Genomic DNA, 21,123 nt, shown 5'->3' with positions numbered 1-21,123 from the left:
ACCTGCGCCGTCTGTTACAACGATTCCAGGCACCCAGCCAAGTCATTCCCCAACTTTTCCAACACCTGCTCATAACCCTGAGCCGTAGCCGGGGTATACCCGCCCAGCGCATCCAACTCCGCCAGCTTCACCGGCAAACCCGCCACCAGGGTTTCAGCCAAACGCGGGCGCAACGGCGGCTCGCTGAACACGCAGGTCTTGCCCACTTCCTGCAAACGCGTACGCATCGCCGCTACGTGCTGGGCGCCGGGCTGTACTTCAGCGGCAACGCTGAACACACCGGCGTGCTTGAGCCCGTAAGCCTCTTCGAAGTAATCGAAGGCTTCATGGAACACGAAGTAAGGTTTGCCGCCAATCGGCGCCAGACGAGCTTTCAGGCGGGCATCCAGAACATCCAGGCGCCCATCAAAAGCTTTCGCATTGCTCTGATAACGCACGGCATTGGCCGGGTCAGCGGCCGCCAGATCAGCAGCCATACGCGCCGCAATCACGCGAGCATTCACGGTCGACAGCCACAAGTGCGAATCCAGGCTGCCTGGGCGGTGATCATGATCATGTTCGTCGGCATCGTCGGCGTGAGAGTGGCTATCTTCGGCAAACCGCCGCAGCTTCATACCCGGAAGATCCTGCACCGCTACCGTTGTTGCCGTACGACCTTTCAGCACGCGCGGCAGGAAACTCTCCATATCCGGGCCGATCCAGTACAGCAGGTCCACCGACTGCACGCGCCGTACGTCGGATGGACGCAGCGCGTAGTTATGCGGCGATGCACCCGGCGGCAGCAACACCTCCGGAACCGCCACGCCGTCCTGCACAGCCGCAGCAATTAACTGCAAAGGCTTGATGCTGGTCAGCACCTTGACCTCGGCCTGAGCGGCGCCATTGATGAACAAACTGGTGACAAATACGACAAAAACGGGAAAAAGTCGGGACACGATGACCACTCGATGGCGTAGGAACGGGTAACATAATAACGTCTCTATCAAATGTCTGTCGCCGCTCATGCCTATTACACCGCTTGCCAGCCGTCCCCACGACCACTCCCACTGCGTGCATACCGCGCTGTCGGAGGCCGATACCCTCTGTGCACAGAAGGGTTTGCGCCTGACCGCCTTGCGTCGGCGTGTACTGGAACTGGTGTGGCAGAGCCACAAGCCACTGGGCGCCTACGACATTCTCGGGGTGCTCAGCGAGCAGGACGGCCGCCGCGCAGCGCCACCCACGGTCTACCGTGCGCTGGATTTCCTGCTGGAAAACGGCCTGGTGCACCGCATTGCCTCGCTCAACGCTTTTGTCGGCTGCAACCACCCGGAACACGCGCATCAAGGTCAATTCCTGATCTGCCGCGCGTGCCATGCCGCCATCGAACTTGAACAAAAAAGCATCAGCGACGCCATTATCAGCAGCGCTGCCGATGTCGGCTTTACGGTCGAAGGGCAAACGGTCGAAGTAGTCGGCCTGTGCTCGGGCTGCCAGGGGGCTTGATGAGCAATGCGTTAATCCGCCTGGAACAAGTCGGGGTCACGTTCGCCGGGCAAAACGTGCTGGATAACATCGCACTGAGCGTCGAACCCGGGCAGATCGTCACCCTGATCGGCCCTAACGGCGCCGGCAAGACCACACTGGTGCGCGCCGTGCTCGGCCTGCTCAAGCCCGACACCGGCAGCGTCTGGCGCAAGCCCAAGCTGCGCGTCGGCTATATGCCGCAGAAGCTGCATGTCGACCCGACGCTGCCGCTTTCCGTGTTGCGCTTCCTGCGTCTGGTGCCGGGCGTGGACCGTGCCCGCGCGCAGGCAGCGCTCAAGGAAGTCGGCGCCGAACAGGTGATCGACAGCCCGGTGCAAAGCATCTCCGGCGGCGAAATGCAGCGCGTGCTGCTGGCCCGCGCCTTGTTGCGCGAGCCGGAACTGCTGGTACTGGATGAACCCGTGCAGGGCGTCGACGTCGCCGGCCAGGCCGAGCTGTACAGCCTGATCACGCGCCTGCGCGACCGGCATGGCTGCGGCGTGCTGATGGTGTCCCACGACTTGCACTTGGTGATGAGCACCACCGACCAAGTGGTCTGCCTCAATCGACACGTGTGCTGCTCCGGCCACCCGGAACAGGTCAGTGGCGACCCCGCGTTCGTCGAGCTGTTCGGCAAAAACGCGCAGAGCCTGGCGATCTATCACCACCACCACGACCACGCGCATGACCTGCATGGCGCGGTCGTGGAGGATCCTTCTACCCCTCACGTTCATGGAGATAGCTGCAAGCATGGCTGATTTTCTGCTCTACGCCCTGCTGGCAGGCTTGGCTTTGGCACTGGTTGCGGGTCCGTTGGGCTCGTTCGTGGTCTGGCGGCGCATGGCGTATTTCGGCGACACCTTGTCGCATGCCGCATTGCTGGGCGTGGCCATGGGCTTTTTGCTCGATGTAAGCCCGACCATCGCCGTGACCGTGGGTTGCCTGCTCTTGGCGGTGCTGCTGGTAACCCTGCAACAGCGCCAGCCACTGGCTTCCGATACCCTGCTGGGCATCCTGGCGCCAAGCACCCTGTCTTTGGGCCTGGTGGTGCTGAGCTTTATGCACGAAGTGCGTATCGACCTGATGGCCTACCTGTTCGGCGATCTGCTGGCGATCAGCCCCACTGACTTGGCCTGGATCCTCGGCGGCAGCGCGACCGTGCTGGTGTTGCTGGTAGCCCTGTGGCGCCCACTGCTGGCGATCACCGTGCATGAAGAGCTGGCCACGGTAGAAGGCTTGCCTGTGCCGGCCCTGCGCATGGCCCTGATGTTGTTGATCGCCGTGGTGATTGCTGTCGCGATGAAGATTGTCGGCGTATTGTTGATCACGTCGCTGCTGATCATTCCCGCCGCCGCCGCTCAACGCCATGCCCGTTCGCCGGAGCAAATGGCGATCGGCGCCAGCCTGTTGGGAATGTTTGCAGTGTGCGGGGGCTTGGCGCTGTCCTGGTTCAAGGACACGCCTGCCGGGCCATCGATTGTGGTCACGGCCGCCGCCCTGTTTCTGCTGAGTTTTGTCCTGCCCCGTCGAGGGGTGTAGACTTGCTCGCTTTTTGCGCAAATAGAGAGTCGCAGGAATGAAGCCGTTCACCGCACGTTATCTGCTCCTTGCCGCATTTTCCCTGCTGCTGGGCGCCTGTCAAAGCACACCGCCCGCCGCCCAACAGGCACCGGACGCACGCGCTGTGGCCATCGCGCAGCTGGAGCAAAACCTGGCCAGCAGCGAGCTGGCTACCGCCGAAGATCAGTTGACTACCCTGCAAGCCCAGTCGCCCAACGACCCGACGCTTGAGGGCTACCAACGCCAATTGGCCGAGGCCTACCTGCAGCGCAGCCAGATCGTGTTGCAAAAAGGTGACGTTAACGCAGCTGCCACCGCGCTAAGCCGTGCGCGTGCGCTGATGCCAAAGGCACCGGCACTTACTGGCGGCGTTAACAGCGCCATCAGCCACGCCCGCAAAGCCGAGCTGGATAAAGCCGAAGCCGCTCTGAAAGCCGCTGAAACCAAGCCCGCCGCCAAGGTCATCGACCCGGCAGCGCCAAGCACCACCGTGGCACTGAACCTCACCGACATCGAAGCACTGCGCCATCAGCTGGATGCAATCGCCACCGACGTCGTGAATTACCAGTGCGACGTGAGCATCCAGGCACCGCGCACCGAGGATTACCCGTGGCTGGCCACGTTACTGACCAAACGGGTGAAGCGTATTGATTCGGGGTATGACCTGAAGATTCACCGGCAGATTTTGAAACACATTCCGGCGCAGGTTGTGCTGATTCCGCGCAAGGCGGACTAACAGCATCGCGGGCAAGCCCGCTCCCACACTTGAATGTGTTCACAATTCAAATGTGGGAGCGGACTTGCCCGCGATGACGATCTAACAAACAACCAATGACTTAAGCCGGAATCGCCTTGGCCTTAGGCTCACGATCCCAAACCCGATGCTGCGCAATCGCCGCGAAGAACGCCTTGAACGCCTTGGCATCCCCGCCCACGATCAAGCCTGCATCCGCCTCAAGCTTGAGCACGTCCAGCAACTGCTTGGCCTCACCGGCCAACGTAATTGCCTTCAGGTGTTTGTAGGCCTCCAGCACGTAATGCAGCGCAACACCGTCACCACTCAACGCTTTCACAGAGTCCGCGCCGCCCGGTACGAATACCGCATCAAACGCAATCGACGGCATGCCTTCCATGGACGCATCCACCGGCAGCGATTTGCCATCCGCCGTGGTGACCGGTGCCGAGGTTGGCCCCAGCAACTTGGCATGCGCGCCTTCTGCTGCGAGCGCTTTTTTCATCGCGTCGATGGCAGCACCATCAACCCCGTTTGCTGCCAGGATCGCCACCTTGCGGGTCTTGATATCGCCCGACAGCAAGTTCACCTGGCTCAACGCCGGGGACTCTTTGACCGAAGTCTCACGTGGCGCTACTGTGCCTTTGCTCGGCGCCGGCAGACCCAGGTTCTGCGCAACGCGCTTGGCCAGCTCCAGGTCGATATTGGCGAGGATTTCATTCACCTGACGCGCACGAATATGCTCGCGCTCGACCTTGCCCAATTCAAAGCTGTAGGCGGCGATGATGTGCTCTTTCTCGTGGTGGCTCATGCTGTTGAAAAACAGCGTGGCCTGGGAGAAATGGTCGCCGAACGATTCACTGCGCTCACGCACCTTGTTCGCATCGACACGCTCGTAGTAGGTCTCGAAACCGCCGTCGGTCGGGCCGGCAGGCGTTTCTTTCGGCCAACCGCCGTCGATGGAGTTCGGCTCGTAAGCAGCACGACCCTTATCAATCACCGTGCGATGCAGGGCATCGCGCTGGCCGTTATGGTTCGGCGCGACCGGGCGGTTGATCGGGATCTCATGGAAGTTCGGACCACCGAGGCGGCTGATCTGGGTGTCCGTGTAGGAAAACAGACGGCCTTGCAGCAACGGGTCATTGGTAAAGTCGATACCCGGCACGATATGGCCTGGGCAGAAGGCGACCTGCTCGACTTCAGCGAAGAAGTTGTCCGGGTTGCGGTTCAGCACCATCCGGCCCAGCGGCGTGATCGGCACCAGTTCTTCGGGAATGATCTTGGTCGGGTCGAGCAGGTCGAAGTCGAACTTATGCTCGTCCTCTTCTGCAACGATCTGCACACCCAGTTCCCACTCAGGGTAATCGCCGGTTTCAATCGACTCCCACAGGTCGCGGCGGTGGTAATCGGTGTCTTTACCGGCCAGCTTCTGCGCTTCGTCCCACACCAGCGAGCAGGTGCCCACTTTTGGACGCCAGTGGAATTTCACGAAGCTGGACTTGCCCTCGGTATTAATCAGGCGAAACGTGTGTACGCCAAAGCCCTGCATGGCACGCAGGCTTTTGGGAATGGCGCGGTCGGACATTGCCCACACCACCATGTGCGCCGACTCCGGCACCAGCGAAACAAAATCCCAGAACGTGTCGTGGGCCGAACCGCCAGTAGGAATTTCGTTGTGGGGTTCAGGTTTCACGGCGTGAACAAAGTCGGGAAACTTGATCGCGTCCTGAATGAAGAACACTGGCATGTTGTTGCCAACCAGGTCGAAGTTGCCTTCGTCGGTGAAAAATTTCACTGCGAAACCGCGTACATCGCGCACCGTGTCGCCTGAGCCGCGAGGGCCCTGCACGGTAGAGAAGCGCGTGAATACCGGGGTTTTCTGCCCGGGATTGCGCAGAAAGCCGGCCTTGGTCAGCGCCGAGTGGTCTGCATAGGTTTCAAAAAAGCCATGAGCGCCCGTCCCACGGGCATGCACGATGCGCTCCGGGATGCGCTCATGGTCAAAGTGCGTGATTTTTTCACGCATGATGAAGTCTTCCAGCAGCGACGGGCCACGGGAGCCGACTTTCAACGTGTTCTGGTTATCGGAAATCTTGACGCCTTGGTTGGTACGCAGGGCCTGGCCGGTCGCATCGGAACGGAATTCCTCCAGGGCCTGCAGCTTGGCGTTGGTGTTGCCACGGTCCAGGGTATCGGTGCCCGCGAGTTCACTCTTCGACGGGGTGGCTGGCTTCTTGGTACTCATCAGACAAAACTCCTTATTCAAAGTGGCCAGAGCGATCCCCGGCTCGTTTGAGCAAAAACCCCAGGCACGGCACCTGGGATATCGCGTTGCTTAAGTAGTGACTGATGAGGTTTTGGGCCGTTCCTTTTTTATGACCTTTGATCGCGTTATTGCCAAATCGCTGGTTGAATGCGAAATAAATGCTAAGAAACGCTATACGGACAGGCTAAAATGCGCGCCCGGCTAACCGCTGATCCCTTTTCCATGCGCCCCACAAGGTTCGCTACGTGATCGAGTTTCATAACGTCCATAAAACTTACCGCGTCGCCGGTAAGGATATTCCCGCGCTGCATGCCACCAGCCTGAGTGTCGAAAACGGCCAGGTGTTCGGCCTGATTGGCCACTCCGGTGCAGGCAAAAGCACCCTGCTGCGCCTGATCAACCGCCTCGAAGAACCAAGTGGCGGCCAAATCACCGTTGATGGCGAAGAAGTCACCGCCCTGGACGCCAACGGCCTGCGCCGTTTCCGCCAGCAGGTTGGGATGATCTTCCAGCACTTCAACCTGCTCGCGTCCAAGACCGTTGCCGACAACGTGGCACTGCCACTGACCCTGGCCGGCGAATTGTCGCGCAAGGAAATCGACCTACGCGTCGCCGAGTTACTCGCCCGTGTCGGCCTGTCGGACCACGCCAAGAAGTACCCGGCGCAGTTGTCCGGCGGCCAGAAGCAACGCGTCGGCATCGCGCGTGCCTTGGCGACCAAGCCAAAGATCCTGCTGTGCGACGAAGCCACCAGCGCCCTCGACCCGCAAACCACCGCTTCGGTGTTGCAACTGCTGGCCGAGATCAACCGCGAGTTGAAGCTGACCATCGTGCTGATCACCCATGAAATGGACGTGATCCGCCGCGTCTGCGACCAGGTGGCGGTGATGGACGCCGGCGTGATCGTCGAGCAAGGCTCGGTCGCCGATGTGTTCCTACACCCCAAGCACCCGACCACCAAGCGCTTCGTACAAGAATCCGAGCAGGTCGATGAAGGAGAGCAACGCGATGATTTCGCCCACGTCCCAGGCCGCATCGTGCGCCTGACGTTCCAGGGTGAATCGACCTACGCGCCTTTGCTGGGTACCGTCGCCCGTGAAACGGGTGTGGACTACAGCATCCTTGCCGGTCGTATCGACCGCATCAAAGACATCCCCTACGGGCAATTGACCCTGGCCATCACCGGCGGTGACATGGAAGCGGCCTTCGCCCGCTTTACCGCAGCCGATGTGCACATGGAGGTCCTGCGTTAATGGACGTTTTATTACTGCATTACTTCGACAAAGTTGACTGGGCTGACATCTGGGTTGCCACCGGCGACACCATGCTGATGCTCAGTACCTCGCTGCTGTTCACCGTGCTGGTGGGCCTGCCGCTGGGTGTTCTGCTGTTTCTCTTCAGCCCCCGACAGTTGCTGGAGCAGAAGACCACCTACGCAGTACTGGCATTCGTGGTCAACGCCATACGCTCTCTGCCATTTATCATTCTGCTGATTGTGATGATCCCTACGACGATCTTTATCACAGGCACGTCGCTTGGCGTGGCCGGCGCGATTCCACCGCTGGTGGTAGGTGCTTCGACGTTCTTCGCACGGCTGGTGGAAACCGCCCTACGCGAAGTGGATCGCGGCATCATCGAGGCGACTCAAGCAATGGGCGCCACCACCCGGCAGATCATCATCAAGGCGCTTTTGCCGGAGGCTAAGCCCGGTATCATTGCTGCAATCACAGTCACTGCGATCGCACTGGTAGGCTACACCGCGATGGCGGGTGTAGTGGGCGCCGGAGGCTTGGGTGACCTGGCCATTCGTTATGGATACCAGCGTTTTCAGGACGACGTCATGGTCGTCACCGTGGTGATGTTGATCGTGCTGGTACAAATTCTGCAGACCATCGGCGATAAGCTGGTGACGCACTATTCTCGAAAATAACGGCCATTGCCGGCCCCCGCCGGCCATGCCCGAACAAGGAGCTTGCTGGATGAAAAAACTACTGGTTGCTTTCGCCGCCGTTGCCGCGTTTTCCGCCCACGCCGAGACCATTACGGTCGCCGCTTCGCCGGTCCCGCACGCGGAAATCCTGGAATTCGTGAAACCTGCCCTCGCCAAAGAAGGCGTGGACCTGCAGGTCAAAGTCTTCACCGACTACGTGCAGCCGAACGTACAGGTCGCTGAAAAGCGCCTGGACGCCAACTTCTTCCAGCATCAGCCGTACCTGGATGAGTTCAACAAAACCAAGGGCACTCACCTGGTGAGCGTAGCCGGTGTGCATCTGGAACCCCTGGGCGCTTACTCCAGCAAATACAAAACCCTCGCTGAGCTGCCTGATGGCGCCAACGTGGTGATCCCGAACGACGCCACCAACGGCGGCCGCGCGCTGTTGCTGCTGGCCAAGCACAACCTGATCACCCTGAAGGATCCGACAGACATCCTGTCGACCATCAAGGACATCACCGCCAATCCGAAAAACCTGAAGTTCCGCGAACTCGAAGCCGCCACCCTGCCGCGCGTGCTGACCCAGGTTGACCTGGCGCTGATCAACACCAACTACGCGCTGGAAGCCAAGCTGGACCCGTCCAAGGACGCCCTGGTCATCGAAGGCAGCGACTCGCCTTACGTGAACATCCTGGTCACCCGCGAAGACAACAAAGACTCGGACGCTGTGAAGAAGCTGGTCGCAGCCCTGCACACGCCGGAAGTGAAGAAATTCATCGAAGAGAAGTACAAAGGCGCGATCAAGCCGGCGTTCTGATCCAACTCGATCTCCCAGACACTGGAGATCAAAAAATGTGGGAGCGGGCTTGCCCGCGATGGCGGAGCGTCAGTCACAGAATATGTTGACTGGCCCACCGCTATCGCAGGCAAGCCAGCTCCCACATTTGTTTTGTGGTGTAGGCTGAATTGGCGTCCGGCTTATTTACGCTGTAGCAACACCGGCAGTTGCACCACCAGCTTCTGATTGTTCAACGGCGCCCGGATAAACCCACGCTGCGTCCCATCCGGCCCGATCAGCGCCAGGTTGCCGCTGTGGTCGACGGTGTAGTTCGGCTTGCTGGTATCCGCCGGAATGAACGGAATGCTCACCGCATTCGAAACCTTCTGCACATCCTCCACGTTCGCGCCGGTCAGGCCCTGGAACTGCGGGTCGAAGTAGCCCAGGTACTGCTTGAGCTGAGTCGGCGTGTCGCGGTGCGGGTCGACGCTGACCAGGATCACCTGCAACTTATCCACAACGTCCTTGGGCAGCTCGCTCTTGATCTGGCGCAGTTGGGCGAGGGTCGTCGGGCAGATGTCCGGGCAAAAGGTGTAGCCGAAGAACAGCAGACTCCACTTGCCTTTCAACTCATTGACCAGCACTGGCTGGCCGTCCTGATTAGTCATGGTCACCGGCGGTAGCTGACGGCTTTGCGGCAGCAGGATGATGCCGGCGTCGATCAAGGCAGTAGGGTCGCCCTGGCCTTTGCCCGAGAGCACTTTGTTGACGGTCAGGCCCATGATCAATGCCACCAGGGCCACCAGGATGAAGACAGTTTTTTGAGTTCGAGTCATAGGTTCAACAGTAAGTAGTGGTCTACGAGCAGGGCGATAAACAGCAGCAACAAGTACCAGATAGAATACTTGAAGGTGTTGATCGCCGCGTGCGGCCGAGCGCCACGGTACAACACCCAGGCCCATTGCAGAAAGCGCCCGCCCAATACCAGCGCGCACGCAAGGTACAACAGGCCACTCATATGAATCACATACGGCATCAGGCTCACCGCCAGCAAGGCGAAGGTGTAGAGCAGGATATGCACCTTGGTGTAGTGCTCGCCATGGGTGACCGGCAGCATCGGGATATCGGCCTTGGCGTATTCCTCCTTGCGGTGGATGGCCAGGGCCCAGAAGTGCGGCGGGGTCCAGGCGAAGATGATCAGCACCAGCAGCAGGGGTTCGGCACTGACATGGCCGGTGACGGCGACCCAGCCCAATAATGGCGGCGCGGCACCGGCGAGGCCGCCGATGACGATATTTTGCGGCGTCGCACGCTTCAGGAAACCGGTGTAGATCACTGCGTACCCCAGCAGCGAAGCCAGGGTCAGCCATGCTGCCAATGGGTTGGTGAACGCCAGCAACAGCGCCAATCCCGCAACAGCCAGAAACAATGCAAAGGCCAACGCAGCCAACGGCGACACACGCCCCTGCGCCAACGGCCGCTTATGAGTGCGCGCCATCACCGCATCAATCCGCCGGTCCACCACGTGGTTCACCACCGCCGCGCCACCGGCACACAGTGCAATGCCCAGGTTGCCAAACACCAGCACTGTCCACGGCACACCCGCGCGCGTTGCGAGAAACATCCCCACCAGCGAGGTGATGAGCATCAACACCACCACTTTCGGCTTGGTCAGCTCCAGGTAGTCACGCCAGATCGCCTGGCCGTGACGCGCGCCGATCAAGGTCGCCATGGCATCTCTCCTTTAAGGGTGATGAGGCCCGATACGTGTTTGCGCGGGCTGAAACGCCAGCCGAACGGCCGTTGATTACGCACCCGAACCAGGCTGGTGCGAGCGTGGTAATTGACCAGCACCAGACTCAGCAACAACGCAACGCCCCCAGCGTTATGGCCTACAGCCACTGCCAGCGGCAGCCCGAACGCCACATTGCTCAGGCCCAGGCAGATTTGCGCAGCCAGGGCGATCAGCAGCAAGCCCGCCAACCGCGTCATGCCCACGGCGCGCAGTTGCCAGGCCAGGCCGAGCAGTACCAGGCTGACGATGACAGCACCGATGCGGTGGGTCAGGTGAATGGCCGTGCGCGCTTCGCTGTCCAGCTGCCCGCCCAGGTAATTGGGGCCGATGTGCTGGGTAAGATGAAAGCCGTTGGCAAAATCCGCCGCCGGCCACCATTCGCCATGGCACGTTGGCAAATCAACGCAGGCCACCGCCGCGTAGTTGGAGCTGACCCAGCCGCCCAGCGCAATCTGCCCGATCACCAGCACCAAGCTTGCCGTCGCCCAATACTGCAGGCGCTTGGGCACGATCAACGCAGGCAGCACGCCCGACAAGCGCAGGGTCAACAGAAACAACAGGCTCAGGGTCGCAAAGCCGCCGAGCAAATGCCCCGTCACCACCTGCGGCCACAGCTTCAACGTGACCGTCCACATGCCAAACGCCGCCTGTGCAAACACTACCGCCAATAGAAACAGCGGCAATTTCACCGGCTGACCGGGATCACGCCGATGCCTCCACGAGCGCGCCGCCAGCAGCAAGATCAGCAGGCCCAACGTACCTGCGAAGTAGCGGTGAATCATTTCGCTCCAGCCCTTGTCCGCCTCAACCGGTGTATCGGGGAAATGCAGTTCGGCATGGGCCAGCTGAGTTTCGCTCTGCGGCACGCTGATAAAACCGTAGCAGCCAGGCCAGTCCGGGCACCCCAGTCCAGCATGGGTCAGGCGGGTATAAGCCCCCAGCAGCACGACGATCAGCGCCAGCAAGGTGGCAAACAACGCGAGGCGAAATCCAGGTTTGGCCATGACGATGCCCTTATCCGATATTCGACAGTTTCAGCAGATGGCGCAGATCGTTGAGCAAGTCCTTGCCCTTGACCTTAGCGTCGTAGCGCAGCACCAGGTTGCCGTGGGGATCGACGATCCACAGCTGTGCATCGCCCGGCGCGCCGGCGTCCTTGGTGAAGGTCGCCAGGTCCAGCGGGTAACGCTGCAGTTGCGGGTATTCAGCCTTGAGCTTGGCCTCGTAGTCGGTGGTGACCGGCTGCGTACTGGCCAAGGCGTGGCTAGCACGGGAGGCGTCGCGGCCGAGACCGATCTGCAATTGGCGCGCGAGGTACACCAGTTGCTGGCAATCCGCGGCACAGGCAGTTGGCGCGGTGACCAGCAGTTGCCAACGCTGCTCATCGGCTTGCACGCCAATATCGGCGCGGGTCTGGCCGTTGCCGATCATCTCGCCATGGTAGCTGCGGCTTTCCGGCACCCAGAACTGCAATTTGTACATGAAGGTCGCCAGCGCCATCGGGCCGATCACCATCATCAGGATCAGCAACAGCTGCCAACGGCCTTTGCGCCGATCAGGCACGTCAGACATGTTGAGTGGATTCATGGCCGCTCCCATGGGGCTTCTCCTTTTTGTTGTGCCATCCGAGGTAGAGGTAAAGCGCCAGCAGGGCCAGCGACATGGCGAACCACTGCACGGCATACGCCAGGTGTTTTTCCGGCCCCATGGCCACGATGGGCCAGGTGGTTTCGTAGGTGCCGGGGCCTGCTTCGGCCCGTAGCTCGTAGGCGAAACCGCTGCGCCCCAGTTCAGCCCACAGCGCGGCCGGATGCAGGGCGGTCAGCAAGCGCGGCCATTGCGCGCTCGCCGGGTCTGCATGCAGTTGGAAGGTTTCGCCGGGGGCGACGTACACCCAGGCATCCAGGTTCAAGGGCTGCTCAGGGGTGGCAAAGACGGGCGGCGTGCGCCGATCCGGCCAAGGCAGCCAGCCGCGATTGAGCAAGAGCCACAGGCCGCTGGCCTGGTCGTGGAAGGGTTGCAGCAGCTCTACGCCGGCCTTGCCGTCACGCAGGCGGTTATCGAGAAACACACTGTGTTCGGCGTCGAATTGCCCGCGCAGGCGCACACGACGAAAAGCCGGGTCAGCCAGCTCGTTGAGCTGTGCACTGCTGATCGGATCAGCCGCGCGCCGCTCGGCATAATTGTCCACCATCAGCTGTTTTTCATGGCCGCGGGACAATTGCCAGAACCCCAGGCCCACCATCAACGGCAGCAGCACCAACACCACCAGCGTCGGCGCAATCCCGGGGCGAAAGCTTTTCATGGCGCTGGCTATACTTGTTTTCATTGCCCGCCCATCCAATTGGAGCCAGACCATGCTCAAAGCCGCTATTGCCCTGATGCTGATCGCGACTGTCGTGAGCCTGTTCAGTGGCTTGTTCTTTCTGGTCAAGGACGAGGGCAACTCCAACCGCCTCGTCACCGCCTTGACCGTGCGCGTGGTACTGGCCGTGATCACCGTGGCGCTGATCGCCTGGGGCTTTTTCAGCGGCCAGCTGGTTTCTCATGCGCCGTGGTAAGGCGCCTCACAGCACATAGACGAAGAAAAACAGCCCGATCCACACCACGTCCACAAAGTGCCAATACCAACTCGCTGCTTCGAAGCCGAACTGGTGCTCGGCGTTGAAATGCCCCTTCAGGATGCGCATCAGCATCACGAACAGAATGATGGTGCCGATGGTGACGTGCGCCCCATGAAAGCCGGTGAGCATGAAGAAGGTCGCGCCGTACACGCCCGAGCCGAGCGTGAGCCCCAACTCTTTATAAGCGTGGATATATTCCTCGGCCTGGAACCCAAGAAATGCCAGGCCCAGCAGCACGGTGATCGCCAGCCAAATCTTCAGCGCGCCGCGATGGCCTTTGCGCAGGGCATGGTGGGCGATAGTAATGGTCACGCTGGAACTCACCAGCAAGATGGTATTGACCAGCGGCAGGCCCCACGGACTGATGGTCCCCTCCGGCGCGGGATACAGTTTCGGATCAGGGTTGTTAAGCAACGGCCAGGCAAACTCGAAGTTTGGCCACAGCATATGCGCAATGCCTTTTGAGCCTTCGCCAGCCAACCACGGCGCCGACATGTGCCGCACATAAAACAGCGCACCAAAGAACGCGATAAAGAACATCACTTCGGAAAAGATGAACCAGGTCATGCCCCAGCGGAACGAGCGGTCCATCTGCGAACTGTACAAACCGGCGCGGCTTTCCTTGATCACCGCGCCGAACCAGCCAAACATCATGTAGGCCAGCAGCAAGCCACCCACGAAAAAGATCCACGGGCCGTGGGATTCCGGGCGCGCCGCCTTCAAGTCGTTGAACCACAGACCCAGGCCATACACGGTGATCAACAAGCCAAACGTGGCAATTATCGGCCATTTGCTTTGCGCCGGTACGTAGTACGTATCATGAGTCGACATGTATTCGCTCTCCTGATTGAGCGGGCAAACAGTAGCTAGCCACCGGTATGGACAGCCACGGGCGGTTGGCGCGCGGTGATATCAAACAGCGTGTACGCCAGGGTCAGATGCTTCACATCCTTGGGCATGTCGCGGTCGACAATAAAACGCACCGGCATCTCAATGCGCTGGCCTGGCTGCAGCACTTGCTGGGTGAAGCAAAAGCACTCGGTCTTGTGGAAATACATCGCCGCTTCGGCCGGGGAAATGCTCGGCACGGCTTGGGCCGTCATCGGTTTGTCGGTGGGGTTGTAGGCCACGAACAGCATCTCGGTCACCGCGCCCGGGTTGACCACCACTTCGTCAGCCTTGGCATAAAAATCCCACACCATATCGATGGCATTGGTGGACAGGAACTGCACGCGCACCTGGCGTGAGGGGTCCACCACCTGCGAGCCCTCGTACTGCCCGGCGGTCTTACCGTTAATGCCGAACGCCTTGCACATCACGTCATAGATCGGCACCAGGGCAAAGCCGAAGGCGAACATCGCCACCACCAGGATCAGCAGGCGGGTGACGAGGCGTTTGAGCGGAACGGACTCAGCCATCACACCACCCCCGCTTTTGACTTTCTGTGGGAGCTGGGAGTAGTAGCCACCAATGTGCTCACTTGACCTCCGGCGGCGTAGTGAAGGTGTGATACGGCGCGGGCGAAGGAATGCTCCATTCCAGGCCCTCGGCGCCATCCCACGGTTTAGCCGGCGCCGGTGTACCGCCACGGATGCACTTGATCACGATAAACAGGAAGAAAATCTGCGTGGCCCCGAACATGAATGCGCCAATCGACGAAACCATGTTGAAGTCAGCGAACTGCAGGTTGTAGTCCGGCACCCGGCGCGGCATCCCGGCCAGCCCGACGAAGTGCATCGGGAAAAACGCTAGGTTCATGCCCACGAAGGACAGCCAGAAGTGCAGCTTGCCCAGGGTTTCGTCGTACATGTGGCCGGTCCATTTCGGCAGCCAGTAGTAGGCCGAGGCGAAGATGCCGAAAATCGCGCCGGGCACCAGCACGTAATGGAAGTGCGCCACCACGAAGTAGGTGTCGTGGTACTGGAAGTCCGCCGGGGCAATCGCGAGCATCAAGCCGGAGAACCCGCCGATGGTGAACAGAATCACGAAGGCCACCGCAAACAGCATCGGCGTCTCGAACGTCAGCGAGCCTTGCCACATGGTGCTGACCCAGTTGAACACCTTCACCCCGGTGGGCACGGCGATCAGCAGGGTGGCGTACATGAAGAACAGCTCGCCCACCAACGGAATACCGACCACGAACATGTGGTGCGCCCAGACGATGAACGACAGGAACGCAATGCTCGCCGTGGCGTAGACCATTGAGGTGTAGCCGAACAACGGCTTGCGCGAGAAGGTCGGGATGATCGAACTGACGGCGCCAAAGGCCGGCAGGATCATGATGTACACCTCGGGATGGCCGAAAAACCAGAACACATGCTGGAACAGCACGGGGTCACCGCCACCGGCCGCACTGAAGAAGCTGGTGCCGAAGTGGATATCCATCAGCATCATGGTCACGCAGCCGGCCAACACCGGCATGACTGCGATCAACAGGAACGCGGTGATCAGCCAGGTCCAGACGAACAGCGGCATTTTCATCAACGTCATGCCGGGGGCACGCAGATTGAGGATGGTCGCGACCACGTTGATCGCGCCCATGATCGAACTGATGCCCATGAGGTGGATGGCGAAGATAAAGAACGTCACGCTTTCCGGTGCATAGGTGGTGGAGAGCGGCGCGTAGAAGGTCCAGCCGAAATTCGGCCCACCTCCGGGGGCGAACAGGGTCGATACCAGCAGCAGGAACGCCGCCGGCAGCAGCCAGAAGCTGAAGTTGTTCATGCGCGGCAGGGCCATGTCGGGCGCGCCGATCATCAGCGGAATCATCCAATTGGCCAGGCCGACAAACGCCGGCATGACCGCGCCGAACACCATGATCAGCCCGTGCATGGTGGTCATCTGGTTGAAAAACGCCGGCTCGACGATCTGCAAGCCGGGCTGGAACAATTCGGCACGAATCACCATGGCGAACGAACCGCCGAGCAGGAACATGGTGAAGGCGAACCACAGGTACAGGGTGCCAATATCTTTGTGGTTGGTGGTCAGCACCCAGCGCATCAAACCCTTGGCGGGGCCGTGGGCATGGTCAGCGTGACCATGGTCATCGATCACAGCGCTCATGGCCGTTCTCCTGAGAGCAAGTGGGCAGGGCGGGTCGAGGTAAACGCCATGAAAGAGGTCATTTGCTTTCCGCCTGCTTGATGGCCAGCACGTCTTTAGGCGTGACCATGTCGCCTTTGTTGTTGCCCCACGCGTTGCGCTCGTAGGTCACCACGGCGGCGATATCCACTTCCGAGAGCTGCTTGCCGAAGGCGGCCATCGCGGTGCCGGGCTTGCCGTGATAGACGATGCTCAGGTGGCCTTCTTTCGGGCCGGTGGCGATCTTCGAGCCCTTGAGTGCAGGGAACATCGGCGGCAGGCCCTGGCCTTCAGCCTGGTGACACGCCACGCAGGTGGTGTGGTAGACCTTGTCGCCACGCGCCACCAGCTCTTCCAGGGTCCACTCCTTGGAGGTCAGCTCCTTGAGCTTGGCGGCCTCTGCCTTGCGCTCGCCGAGCCAGGTTTCGTAATCGGCCTTGGACTTGACCTCGACCACGATGGGCATGAAGCCGTGGTCCTTGCCGCACAGTTCGGCGCACTGGCCACGGTAGATGCCGGGCTTCTCGACACGCGTCCAGGCCTCGTTGACGAAGCCGGGGATGGCGTCACGCTTGACCGCAAAAGCCGGCACCCACCACGAGTGGATCACGTCGGCGGCCGTCACAAGGAAGCGCACTTTGGCCCCCACTGGCAACACCAGCGGCTGGTCGACTTCCAGCAGGTAGTGTTCGCCCTTGGTCGCCTGGTTGTGGATCTGTTCGGCGGGCGTGGCCAGGTTGCTGAAGAACTCCACGTCCTGGCCCAGGTATTTGTAATGCCATTTCCACTGGTAACCGGTGACCTGGATATCGATATCCGATTCACTGCTGTCGTAGATATTGATCAGGGTCTTGGTCGCAGGAATGGCCATCGCGATCAGGATCAGCAAGGGCACTACGGTCCAGAGGATCTCCACGGTGGTGCTCTCGTGGAACTTCGCCGCGACCTGGCCCGTGGACCGGCGATGAACGATCATCGACCAGAACATCGCGCCAAACACGATGATGCCGATCACCACACAAATCCAGAAAATGGTCATGTGCAGGTCGAACACAGCGTGACTGACTTCTGTCGCCCCTGGCGCCATATTCGTTGTCCAGGCGGCATGTGCCTGGCCGAATACTGACCACAACAGGAGGCCCATCCAAACATGTGGATGTCGCATCATTGCGGGTTCCCCTTATCGTTCTTGTTATCCCGCCGGTTTGCACCTGCGTCGAAGGGAGCGGCTTCCATACTGCTTACAACCGCTTAGCCTTGCCTGCTTATGCAGTCTGGCGTCATCAGCTAATCGCGTACAAATCCGAGTATAGACAGGCTCTGCAACCCCGCAATGTGTAGGGGTAAATGAGCTGAAATGAGGCATTTGGGCCTAATGAAACAGGCTGCGGAATCGTTTATGCGCTGCGCTATCGCGATTCGATATAACGCCTGCGCATAACCATGAAATAATTATGACAAATGCGTCTGAGGCGCTCGTATAAACGAGCTACCTTATCCTCTCCCTTTTCCTACGCCTGCATCACTGGAGCCTTCATGAACACCGCCGCATTGCGCGAGCAGATTTCCCGTGCCCACCAACACGAAACCAGCACGGGCCAGCTTGCCCAGCAACTGGAAAAACAATTGCCGCACCTGCATTCGGCCATTTCCCTGGCTGACGGTGATCGCAACATTGTCATGAGCCGCTTTGTCACCGCCTACATCGACCTCGTCCCGGATTTGCTGGACGCTGCCAACGACGTGGCCCGCGAGGCCGGTATCGAAAGCCAGATCAAACCGGTGCTGAAGATCGCCGAGCATTTCTTCCTGCAGCCGCCTGCGATCCTGGCGGGCCACGAGGGGCTCGACGGCCTGCTGGATGAGGCTTACCTGGCCCATCGCCTGGTGGAAGAAGTCAACGATCTGTATATCAAGCATTTCGGTCAGCCGTTGATTCCGGCGGATACCACTGTGGCTAACGTGATTGCCCACCAACTGATTGGCGAAACATTCGCTAATCAACTGGATGAGGCGGTGCATCACGCAGTGGATGAAATGCTCAACGAAGAGAGCTTTGCGCTGGAGTCGGTGGAGGCTTACCGCGAAACGCTCAAGAGCCCGAACACCGAGGCCGCGTGGAAGCGCTGGCCGTGCCTGTCGCGGCAGTTGGGGGTTGAGTTGGCGTTGGATCAGCCGGCCTAGATCTTAGATCCAATGCAAAACCCATGTGGGAGCGGGCTTGCTCGCGAATGCTATGGTTCAGTCAACACTTCCGGTGACTGACACTCCGCCTTCGCGAGCAAGCCCGCACACATTTTGATCCGGTTTCGTCAGCTTACAGATGGCGCCGAACCTATCCCCGTTGTCATTCGCACCCGCCCTTCCAACCGGCGCTTCAACCCACGCGCCTCGATCACCAGTGTCGAACCCTTCGCCGCATTGGCACGCCCCCATTCCTCCAGTAACTCCAGGCAAGAATGGTCAATGTAATTCAGGTTGTTCAGCGGTACGTGCAAGGTCGTCCCAGCGGGCACTGTTGCCAGCACTTGAGTCAACGCCGGCACTTTCAGGAAGGTCGCCGCCCCCGTCAGGCGCAGCTCCATCTCATCGACCTGGGGCAAGTCGATCAGGCTGACCTTAAGCCGTGAGGCCTTGAACGCCAGTTTGACCAACGTCAACCCAAAGCCCACCAGCACGCCGGTCAGCAGGTCGGTAAAGATGATCGCCAGCGCCGTGGCCGCATAGGTAAACATCGGCATCCGCCCATAGCGCCCCAGCGCCTTGAACGCCTTGATGTCCACCAGCTTGATCCCGGTATACACCAGCACACCCGCCAGGCTCGCCACTGGAATGCTTTGCAGCACGCTCGACAGCAGCAATACGAAACCCAACAGCCACACACCGTGGAACATCGCCGACAAGCGCGTCGTGGCACCGGCCTGTACGTTGGCCGAACTGCGTACGATCACACCGGTCATCGGCAGGGCACCGACTAGGCCACACAGCATGTTGCCTACACCTTGCGCAGACAATTCCCTGTCAAAATCAGAACGCTGACCGCTGTGCATGCGGTCGACCGCCGCAGCGGAGAGCAGGGTTTCGGCACTCGCGATAAACGCCACGGCGAACGCGGCGATCAACAGTTGCGGATCAGCGAGGTTCAGCAAGTCGCTGGGACGCAGCCAGTCGATGGCATCGGCGAGATTTTCCGGCACCTCCACACGCTTGACCTGCAACGCCAGCACCAAACTGACAACGGTGGTCAGGCCCACGCCCAACAAGGCGCCCGGCACAAAGCGCAGCCGTTGCGGGCGTAATTTGTCCCAGGTGTACATCACCAGCATTGTCGATAAACCGAGCAATCCCGCCTGCCAGCCAAGGCCGCCGCCCAGGGTCGGGATCGCTTCAGCCAACGCCGCAGGGAAGCCTGCCAGGTTATCCAGCCCCGAAGGTTTGGGCGCGCCGTCGAGCATCACGTGGATCTGCGACAGCACGATCAGCACGCCAATCCCTGCCAGCATGCCATACACCACCGCCGGCGCCGTGACACGGAACCAGCAGCCCAGACGCAAACGCCCGGCGACCAGTTGCAGAAAGCCCGCCAGCAACAGGATCGGCCCGAGCATCATCATCCCGTGCTGGCGCACCAGCTCAAAGACCAGCACAGCCAAACCTGCGGCGGGCCCACTGACTTGCAGCGGCGACCCTGCCAGCCAACCCACGACCAAACCACCGATGATCCCCGTGATAAGCCCTTTGGCCGGCGGCATGCCGGACGCAATAGCAATGCCCATGCACAGGGGCAGGGCAACCAGAAAAACAACCACCGAGGCGAGCAGCTCTCGTGGCAATACAGCTTTCAATTGAGCAGCACGCATGATGACTCTCCCGAGGCATTGGCCGGGCGCGGTAAAACCTGGCTGCATCCATGGCAGCCACCGCTTTACCCGACAGGGAAGTGTTTTAGAAGCGCGCTTTAGGCGTCGCGGAAGGAATCGGCCCATCGCCGCCCAACGGCAGGAACGTCGATTGATCCGCATCGTAGGCGCGGATTTCGCTGGTCTCGATGTTGTAGATCCAACCATGGATGAACAATTGACCATTAGCCATGCGCGAAGCCACGGAAGGGTGGGTGCGCAAATGTTGCAGCTGGGCGATGACGTTTTCTTCAGTCAGCACCTTCATGCTCTCGCCTTCGTTGGCGCAGTCGCAGTTGTCCTCGACCATGGATTTGGCGACCTCGGCATGTCGCAACCAGGCCCTTACGGTCGGCATCTTCTCCAGGCTGGCGGGGTTGAGCACCGCACGCATGGCGCCACAATCCGAGTGCCCGCAGACAATGATGTGCTGCACGCCCAAGGCCAGTACGGCGTACTCAATAGCGGTGGAAACGCCACCGTTCATCTGCCCGTACGGCGGCACTACGTTGCCGACGTTACGCGTCACGAACAGGTCGCCAGGGGAGCTTTGTGTGATCAGCTCGGGCACGATGCGCGAGTCAGCGCAGGTAATGAACATCGCCCGTGGGCTCTGGGCCGTGGCGAGTTTCTTGAAGAGTTCTTCCTGTTGGGGGAAGACGTCGTGATGGAAATGCAAAAAGCCGTCAACGATATGCTTTAGCGCTGCATCGGCGGTTTCCGCCACCTGAGGGGCTGAAGCCGACGCAGCCAACGGCTGTTTATCCTTGTCACTCATGATTCATCCTCTTGATTAATGCAGGGGAGTTTTCAGGTCAGTTCGACGCCAGGCCATTGGAAAAGTTGTAAACCGCCCAACGGTCAGAGTGCCGACTCATCAGTCACTCGCTGAACAAGGTAACCGTCGAAACTTAACTCAAACTGAATGAACCGCTCTAGAACGCGGCT

Annotated in this window: 22 protein-coding genes; 9 read left to right on the top strand and 13 right to left on the bottom strand. The window is 60.2% G+C overall.

Annotated elements, in window-relative coordinates; all coding sequences use genetic code 11:
- Positions 1-14 precede the first annotated feature (14 nt).
- Entirely contained in the window at positions 15-944 is a 930-nt protein-coding gene (locus AB4O35_RS06470) for a zinc ABC transporter substrate-binding protein (RefSeq protein ID WP_065946102.1), read from the bottom strand.
- Between the two features lie 58 nt (positions 945-1,002).
- On the opposite strand from AB4O35_RS06470, the gene zur reads away from it, so the two are divergent.
- The 4 genes from zur to AB4O35_RS06450 are packed head-to-tail and all read left to right on the top strand — an operon-like array spanning position 1,003 to position 3,802.
- Entirely contained in the window at positions 1,003-1,485 is a 483-nt protein-coding gene (zur, locus tag AB4O35_RS06465; protein ID WP_065875637.1) for a zinc uptake transcriptional repressor Zur, read from the top strand.
- Entirely contained in the window at positions 1,485-2,264 is a 780-nt protein-coding gene (gene znuC, locus AB4O35_RS06460) for a zinc ABC transporter ATP-binding protein ZnuC (protein WP_065880367.1), read from the top strand. Before zur ends, znuC begins: the two co-directional genes overlap by 1 nt.
- A complete protein-coding gene (znuB, locus tag AB4O35_RS06455; RefSeq protein ID WP_049710746.1) occupies positions 2,257-3,045 on the top strand; it encodes a zinc ABC transporter permease subunit ZnuB in 789 nt (262 codons plus the stop codon). Before znuC ends, znuB begins: the two co-directional genes overlap by 8 nt.
- 37 nt (positions 3,046-3,082) lie before the next feature.
- Complete coding sequence (locus AB4O35_RS06450; RefSeq protein WP_065875634.1) at positions 3,083-3,802, top strand: PA5502 family lipoprotein; 720 nt, start codon at positions 3,083-3,085, stop codon at positions 3,800-3,802.
- Between the two features lie 100 nt (positions 3,803-3,902).
- Here the strand turns inward: AB4O35_RS06450 and katE are convergent, their stop codons facing one another.
- Entirely contained in the window at positions 3,903-6,065 is a 2,163-nt protein-coding gene (katE, locus tag AB4O35_RS06445; protein ID WP_256531576.1) for a catalase HPII, read from the bottom strand.
- 245 nt (positions 6,066-6,310) lie between these two features.
- On the opposite strand from katE, the gene AB4O35_RS06440 reads away from it, so the two are divergent.
- From AB4O35_RS06440 to AB4O35_RS06430, 3 genes are read left to right on the top strand one after another with little or no spacing between them, the layout of a single operon-like run.
- Positions 6,311-7,318, top strand: coding sequence for a methionine ABC transporter ATP-binding protein (locus AB4O35_RS06440; RefSeq protein ID WP_065875632.1), 1,008 nt, complete (start codon positions 6,311-6,313; stop codon positions 7,316-7,318).
- Positions 7,318-7,995, top strand: a complete 678-nt coding sequence (locus tag AB4O35_RS06435) for a methionine ABC transporter permease (RefSeq protein ID WP_065946100.1) — start codon at positions 7,318-7,320, stop codon at positions 7,993-7,995. The genes AB4O35_RS06440 and AB4O35_RS06435 overlap by 1 nt, the downstream gene beginning before the upstream one ends.
- Before the next feature lie 49 nt (positions 7,996-8,044).
- The gene (locus tag AB4O35_RS06430) at positions 8,045-8,815 is read left to right on the top strand and encodes a MetQ/NlpA family ABC transporter substrate-binding protein (RefSeq protein ID WP_065875630.1); all 771 of its coding nucleotides are present in this window, start codon (positions 8,045-8,047) and stop codon (positions 8,813-8,815) included.
- A 161-nt stretch (positions 8,816-8,976) separates the two neighbouring features.
- Here the strand turns inward: AB4O35_RS06430 and AB4O35_RS06425 are convergent, their stop codons facing one another.
- From AB4O35_RS06425 to AB4O35_RS06405, 5 genes are read right to left on the bottom strand one after another with little or no spacing between them, the layout of a single operon-like run.
- Positions 8,977-9,612, bottom strand: coding sequence for an SCO family protein (locus AB4O35_RS06425; RefSeq protein ID WP_049710752.1), 636 nt, complete (start codon positions 9,610-9,612; stop codon positions 8,977-8,979).
- Positions 9,609-10,508 (bottom strand): heme o synthase, encoded by a 900-nt coding sequence (gene cyoE / locus AB4O35_RS06420; protein WP_065875628.1) that lies wholly within the window; start codon positions 10,506-10,508, stop codon positions 9,609-9,611. Before cyoE ends, AB4O35_RS06425 begins: the two co-directional genes overlap by 4 nt.
- A complete protein-coding gene (locus AB4O35_RS06415; protein WP_065946099.1) occupies positions 10,496-11,575 on the bottom strand; it encodes a COX15/CtaA family protein in 1,080 nt (359 codons plus the stop codon). Before AB4O35_RS06415 ends, cyoE begins: the two co-directional genes overlap by 13 nt.
- A 10-nt stretch (positions 11,576-11,585) precedes the next feature.
- Positions 11,586-12,170 (bottom strand): hypothetical protein, encoded by a 585-nt coding sequence (locus AB4O35_RS06410; RefSeq protein WP_065946116.1) that lies wholly within the window; start codon positions 12,168-12,170, stop codon positions 11,586-11,588.
- On the bottom strand, positions 12,136-12,900 hold the full coding sequence (locus AB4O35_RS06405; protein WP_065880365.1) for an SURF1 family protein: 765 nt from the start codon (positions 12,898-12,900) through the stop codon (positions 12,136-12,138). Before AB4O35_RS06405 ends, AB4O35_RS06410 begins: the two co-directional genes overlap by 35 nt.
- A 28-nt stretch (positions 12,901-12,928) precedes the next feature.
- On the opposite strand from AB4O35_RS06405, the gene AB4O35_RS06400 reads away from it, so the two are divergent.
- Positions 12,929-13,132, top strand: coding sequence for a twin transmembrane helix small protein (locus AB4O35_RS06400; protein WP_016978774.1), 204 nt, complete (start codon positions 12,929-12,931; stop codon positions 13,130-13,132).
- Positions 13,133-13,138: 6 nt separating this feature from the next.
- Here the strand turns inward: AB4O35_RS06400 and AB4O35_RS06395 are convergent, their stop codons facing one another.
- From AB4O35_RS06395 to coxB, 4 genes are read right to left on the bottom strand one after another with little or no spacing between them, the layout of a single operon-like run.
- A complete protein-coding gene (locus tag AB4O35_RS06395; RefSeq protein ID WP_065875625.1) occupies positions 13,139-14,026 on the bottom strand; it encodes a cytochrome c oxidase subunit 3 in 888 nt (295 codons plus the stop codon).
- A 35-nt stretch (positions 14,027-14,061) separates the two neighbouring features.
- Entirely contained in the window at positions 14,062-14,613 is a 552-nt protein-coding gene (locus tag AB4O35_RS06390) for a cytochrome c oxidase assembly protein (RefSeq protein ID WP_065875624.1), read from the bottom strand.
- Between the two features lie 58 nt (positions 14,614-14,671).
- The gene (gene ctaD / locus AB4O35_RS06385) at positions 14,672-16,258 is read right to left on the bottom strand and encodes a cytochrome c oxidase subunit I (RefSeq protein ID WP_065875623.1); all 1,587 of its coding nucleotides are present in this window, start codon (positions 16,256-16,258) and stop codon (positions 14,672-14,674) included.
- A 58-nt stretch (positions 16,259-16,316) separates the two neighbouring features.
- Entirely contained in the window at positions 16,317-17,444 is a 1,128-nt protein-coding gene (coxB, locus tag AB4O35_RS06380; RefSeq protein ID WP_065880363.1) for a cytochrome c oxidase subunit II, read from the bottom strand.
- A 368-nt stretch (positions 17,445-17,812) separates the two neighbouring features.
- On the opposite strand from coxB, the gene AB4O35_RS06375 reads away from it, so the two are divergent.
- Positions 17,813-18,460 (top strand): hypothetical protein, encoded by a 648-nt coding sequence (locus AB4O35_RS06375; RefSeq protein ID WP_065875621.1) that lies wholly within the window; start codon positions 17,813-17,815, stop codon positions 18,458-18,460.
- 128 nt (positions 18,461-18,588) lie between these two features.
- On the opposite strand, the gene AB4O35_RS06370 is transcribed toward AB4O35_RS06375, so the two are convergent.
- Both AB4O35_RS06370 and AB4O35_RS06365 read right to left on the bottom strand, forming a co-directional pair.
- Positions 18,589-20,136 (bottom strand): SulP family inorganic anion transporter, encoded by a 1,548-nt coding sequence (locus AB4O35_RS06370; protein WP_065891267.1) that lies wholly within the window; start codon positions 20,134-20,136, stop codon positions 18,589-18,591.
- 85 nt (positions 20,137-20,221) lie between these two features.
- A complete protein-coding gene (locus tag AB4O35_RS06365; protein ID WP_065875619.1) occupies positions 20,222-20,953 on the bottom strand; it encodes a carbonic anhydrase in 732 nt (243 codons plus the stop codon).
- Positions 20,954-21,123 lie beyond the last annotated feature (170 nt).

It is taken from the genome of Pseudomonas sp. H1_A03 (genome assembly GCF_054685145.1).
Note: the sequence above shows the minus strand (reverse complement) of the source record. Positions and strands in the feature narration are given on the sequence as shown.

Coding starts and splice junctions, on each gene's coding strand:
- zur (WP_065875637.1), top strand. CDS start 1,003: ATGCCTATTACACCGCTTGCCAGCCGTCCCCACGACCACTCCCACTGC.
- znuC (WP_065880367.1), top strand. CDS start 1,485: ATGAGCAATGCGTTAATCCGCCTGGAACAAGTCGGGGTCACGTTCGCC.
- znuB (WP_049710746.1), top strand. CDS start 2,257: ATGGCTGATTTTCTGCTCTACGCCCTGCTGGCAGGCTTGGCTTTGGCA.
- AB4O35_RS06450 (WP_065875634.1), top strand. CDS start 3,083: ATGAAGCCGTTCACCGCACGTTATCTGCTCCTTGCCGCATTTTCCCTG.
- AB4O35_RS06435 (WP_065946100.1), top strand. CDS start 7,318: ATGGACGTTTTATTACTGCATTACTTCGACAAAGTTGACTGGGCTGAC.
- AB4O35_RS06430 (WP_065875630.1), top strand. CDS start 8,045: ATGAAAAAACTACTGGTTGCTTTCGCCGCCGTTGCCGCGTTTTCCGCC.
- AB4O35_RS06425 (WP_049710752.1), bottom strand. CDS start 9,612: ATGACTCGAACTCAAAAAACTGTCTTCATCCTGGTGGCCCTGGTGGCA.
- cyoE (WP_065875628.1), bottom strand. CDS start 10,508: ATGGCGACCTTGATCGGCGCGCGTCACGGCCAGGCGATCTGGCGTGAC.
- AB4O35_RS06415 (WP_065946099.1), bottom strand. CDS start 11,575: ATGGCCAAACCTGGATTTCGCCTCGCGTTGTTTGCCACCTTGCTGGCG.
- AB4O35_RS06410 (WP_065946116.1), bottom strand. CDS start 12,170: ATGGGAGCGGCCATGAATCCACTCAACATGTCTGACGTGCCTGATCGG.
- AB4O35_RS06405 (WP_065880365.1), bottom strand. CDS start 12,900: ATGAAAACAAGTATAGCCAGCGCCATGAAAAGCTTTCGCCCCGGGATT.
- AB4O35_RS06400 (WP_016978774.1), top strand. CDS start 12,929: ATGCTCAAAGCCGCTATTGCCCTGATGCTGATCGCGACTGTCGTGAGC.
- AB4O35_RS06395 (WP_065875625.1), bottom strand. CDS start 14,026: ATGTCGACTCATGATACGTACTACGTACCGGCGCAAAGCAAATGGCCG.
- AB4O35_RS06390 (WP_065875624.1), bottom strand. CDS start 14,613: ATGGCTGAGTCCGTTCCGCTCAAACGCCTCGTCACCCGCCTGCTGATC.
- ctaD (WP_065875623.1), bottom strand. CDS start 16,258: ATGAGCGCTGTGATCGATGACCATGGTCACGCTGACCATGCCCACGGC.
- coxB (WP_065880363.1), bottom strand. CDS start 17,444: ATGATGCGACATCCACATGTTTGGATGGGCCTCCTGTTGTGGTCAGTA.
- AB4O35_RS06375 (WP_065875621.1), top strand. CDS start 17,813: ATGAACACCGCCGCATTGCGCGAGCAGATTTCCCGTGCCCACCAACAC.
- AB4O35_RS06370 (WP_065891267.1), bottom strand. CDS start 20,136: ATGCGTGCTGCTCAATTGAAAGCTGTATTGCCACGAGAGCTGCTCGCC.
- AB4O35_RS06365 (WP_065875619.1), bottom strand. CDS start 20,953: ATGAGTGACAAGGATAAACAGCCGTTGGCTGCGTCGGCTTCAGCCCCT.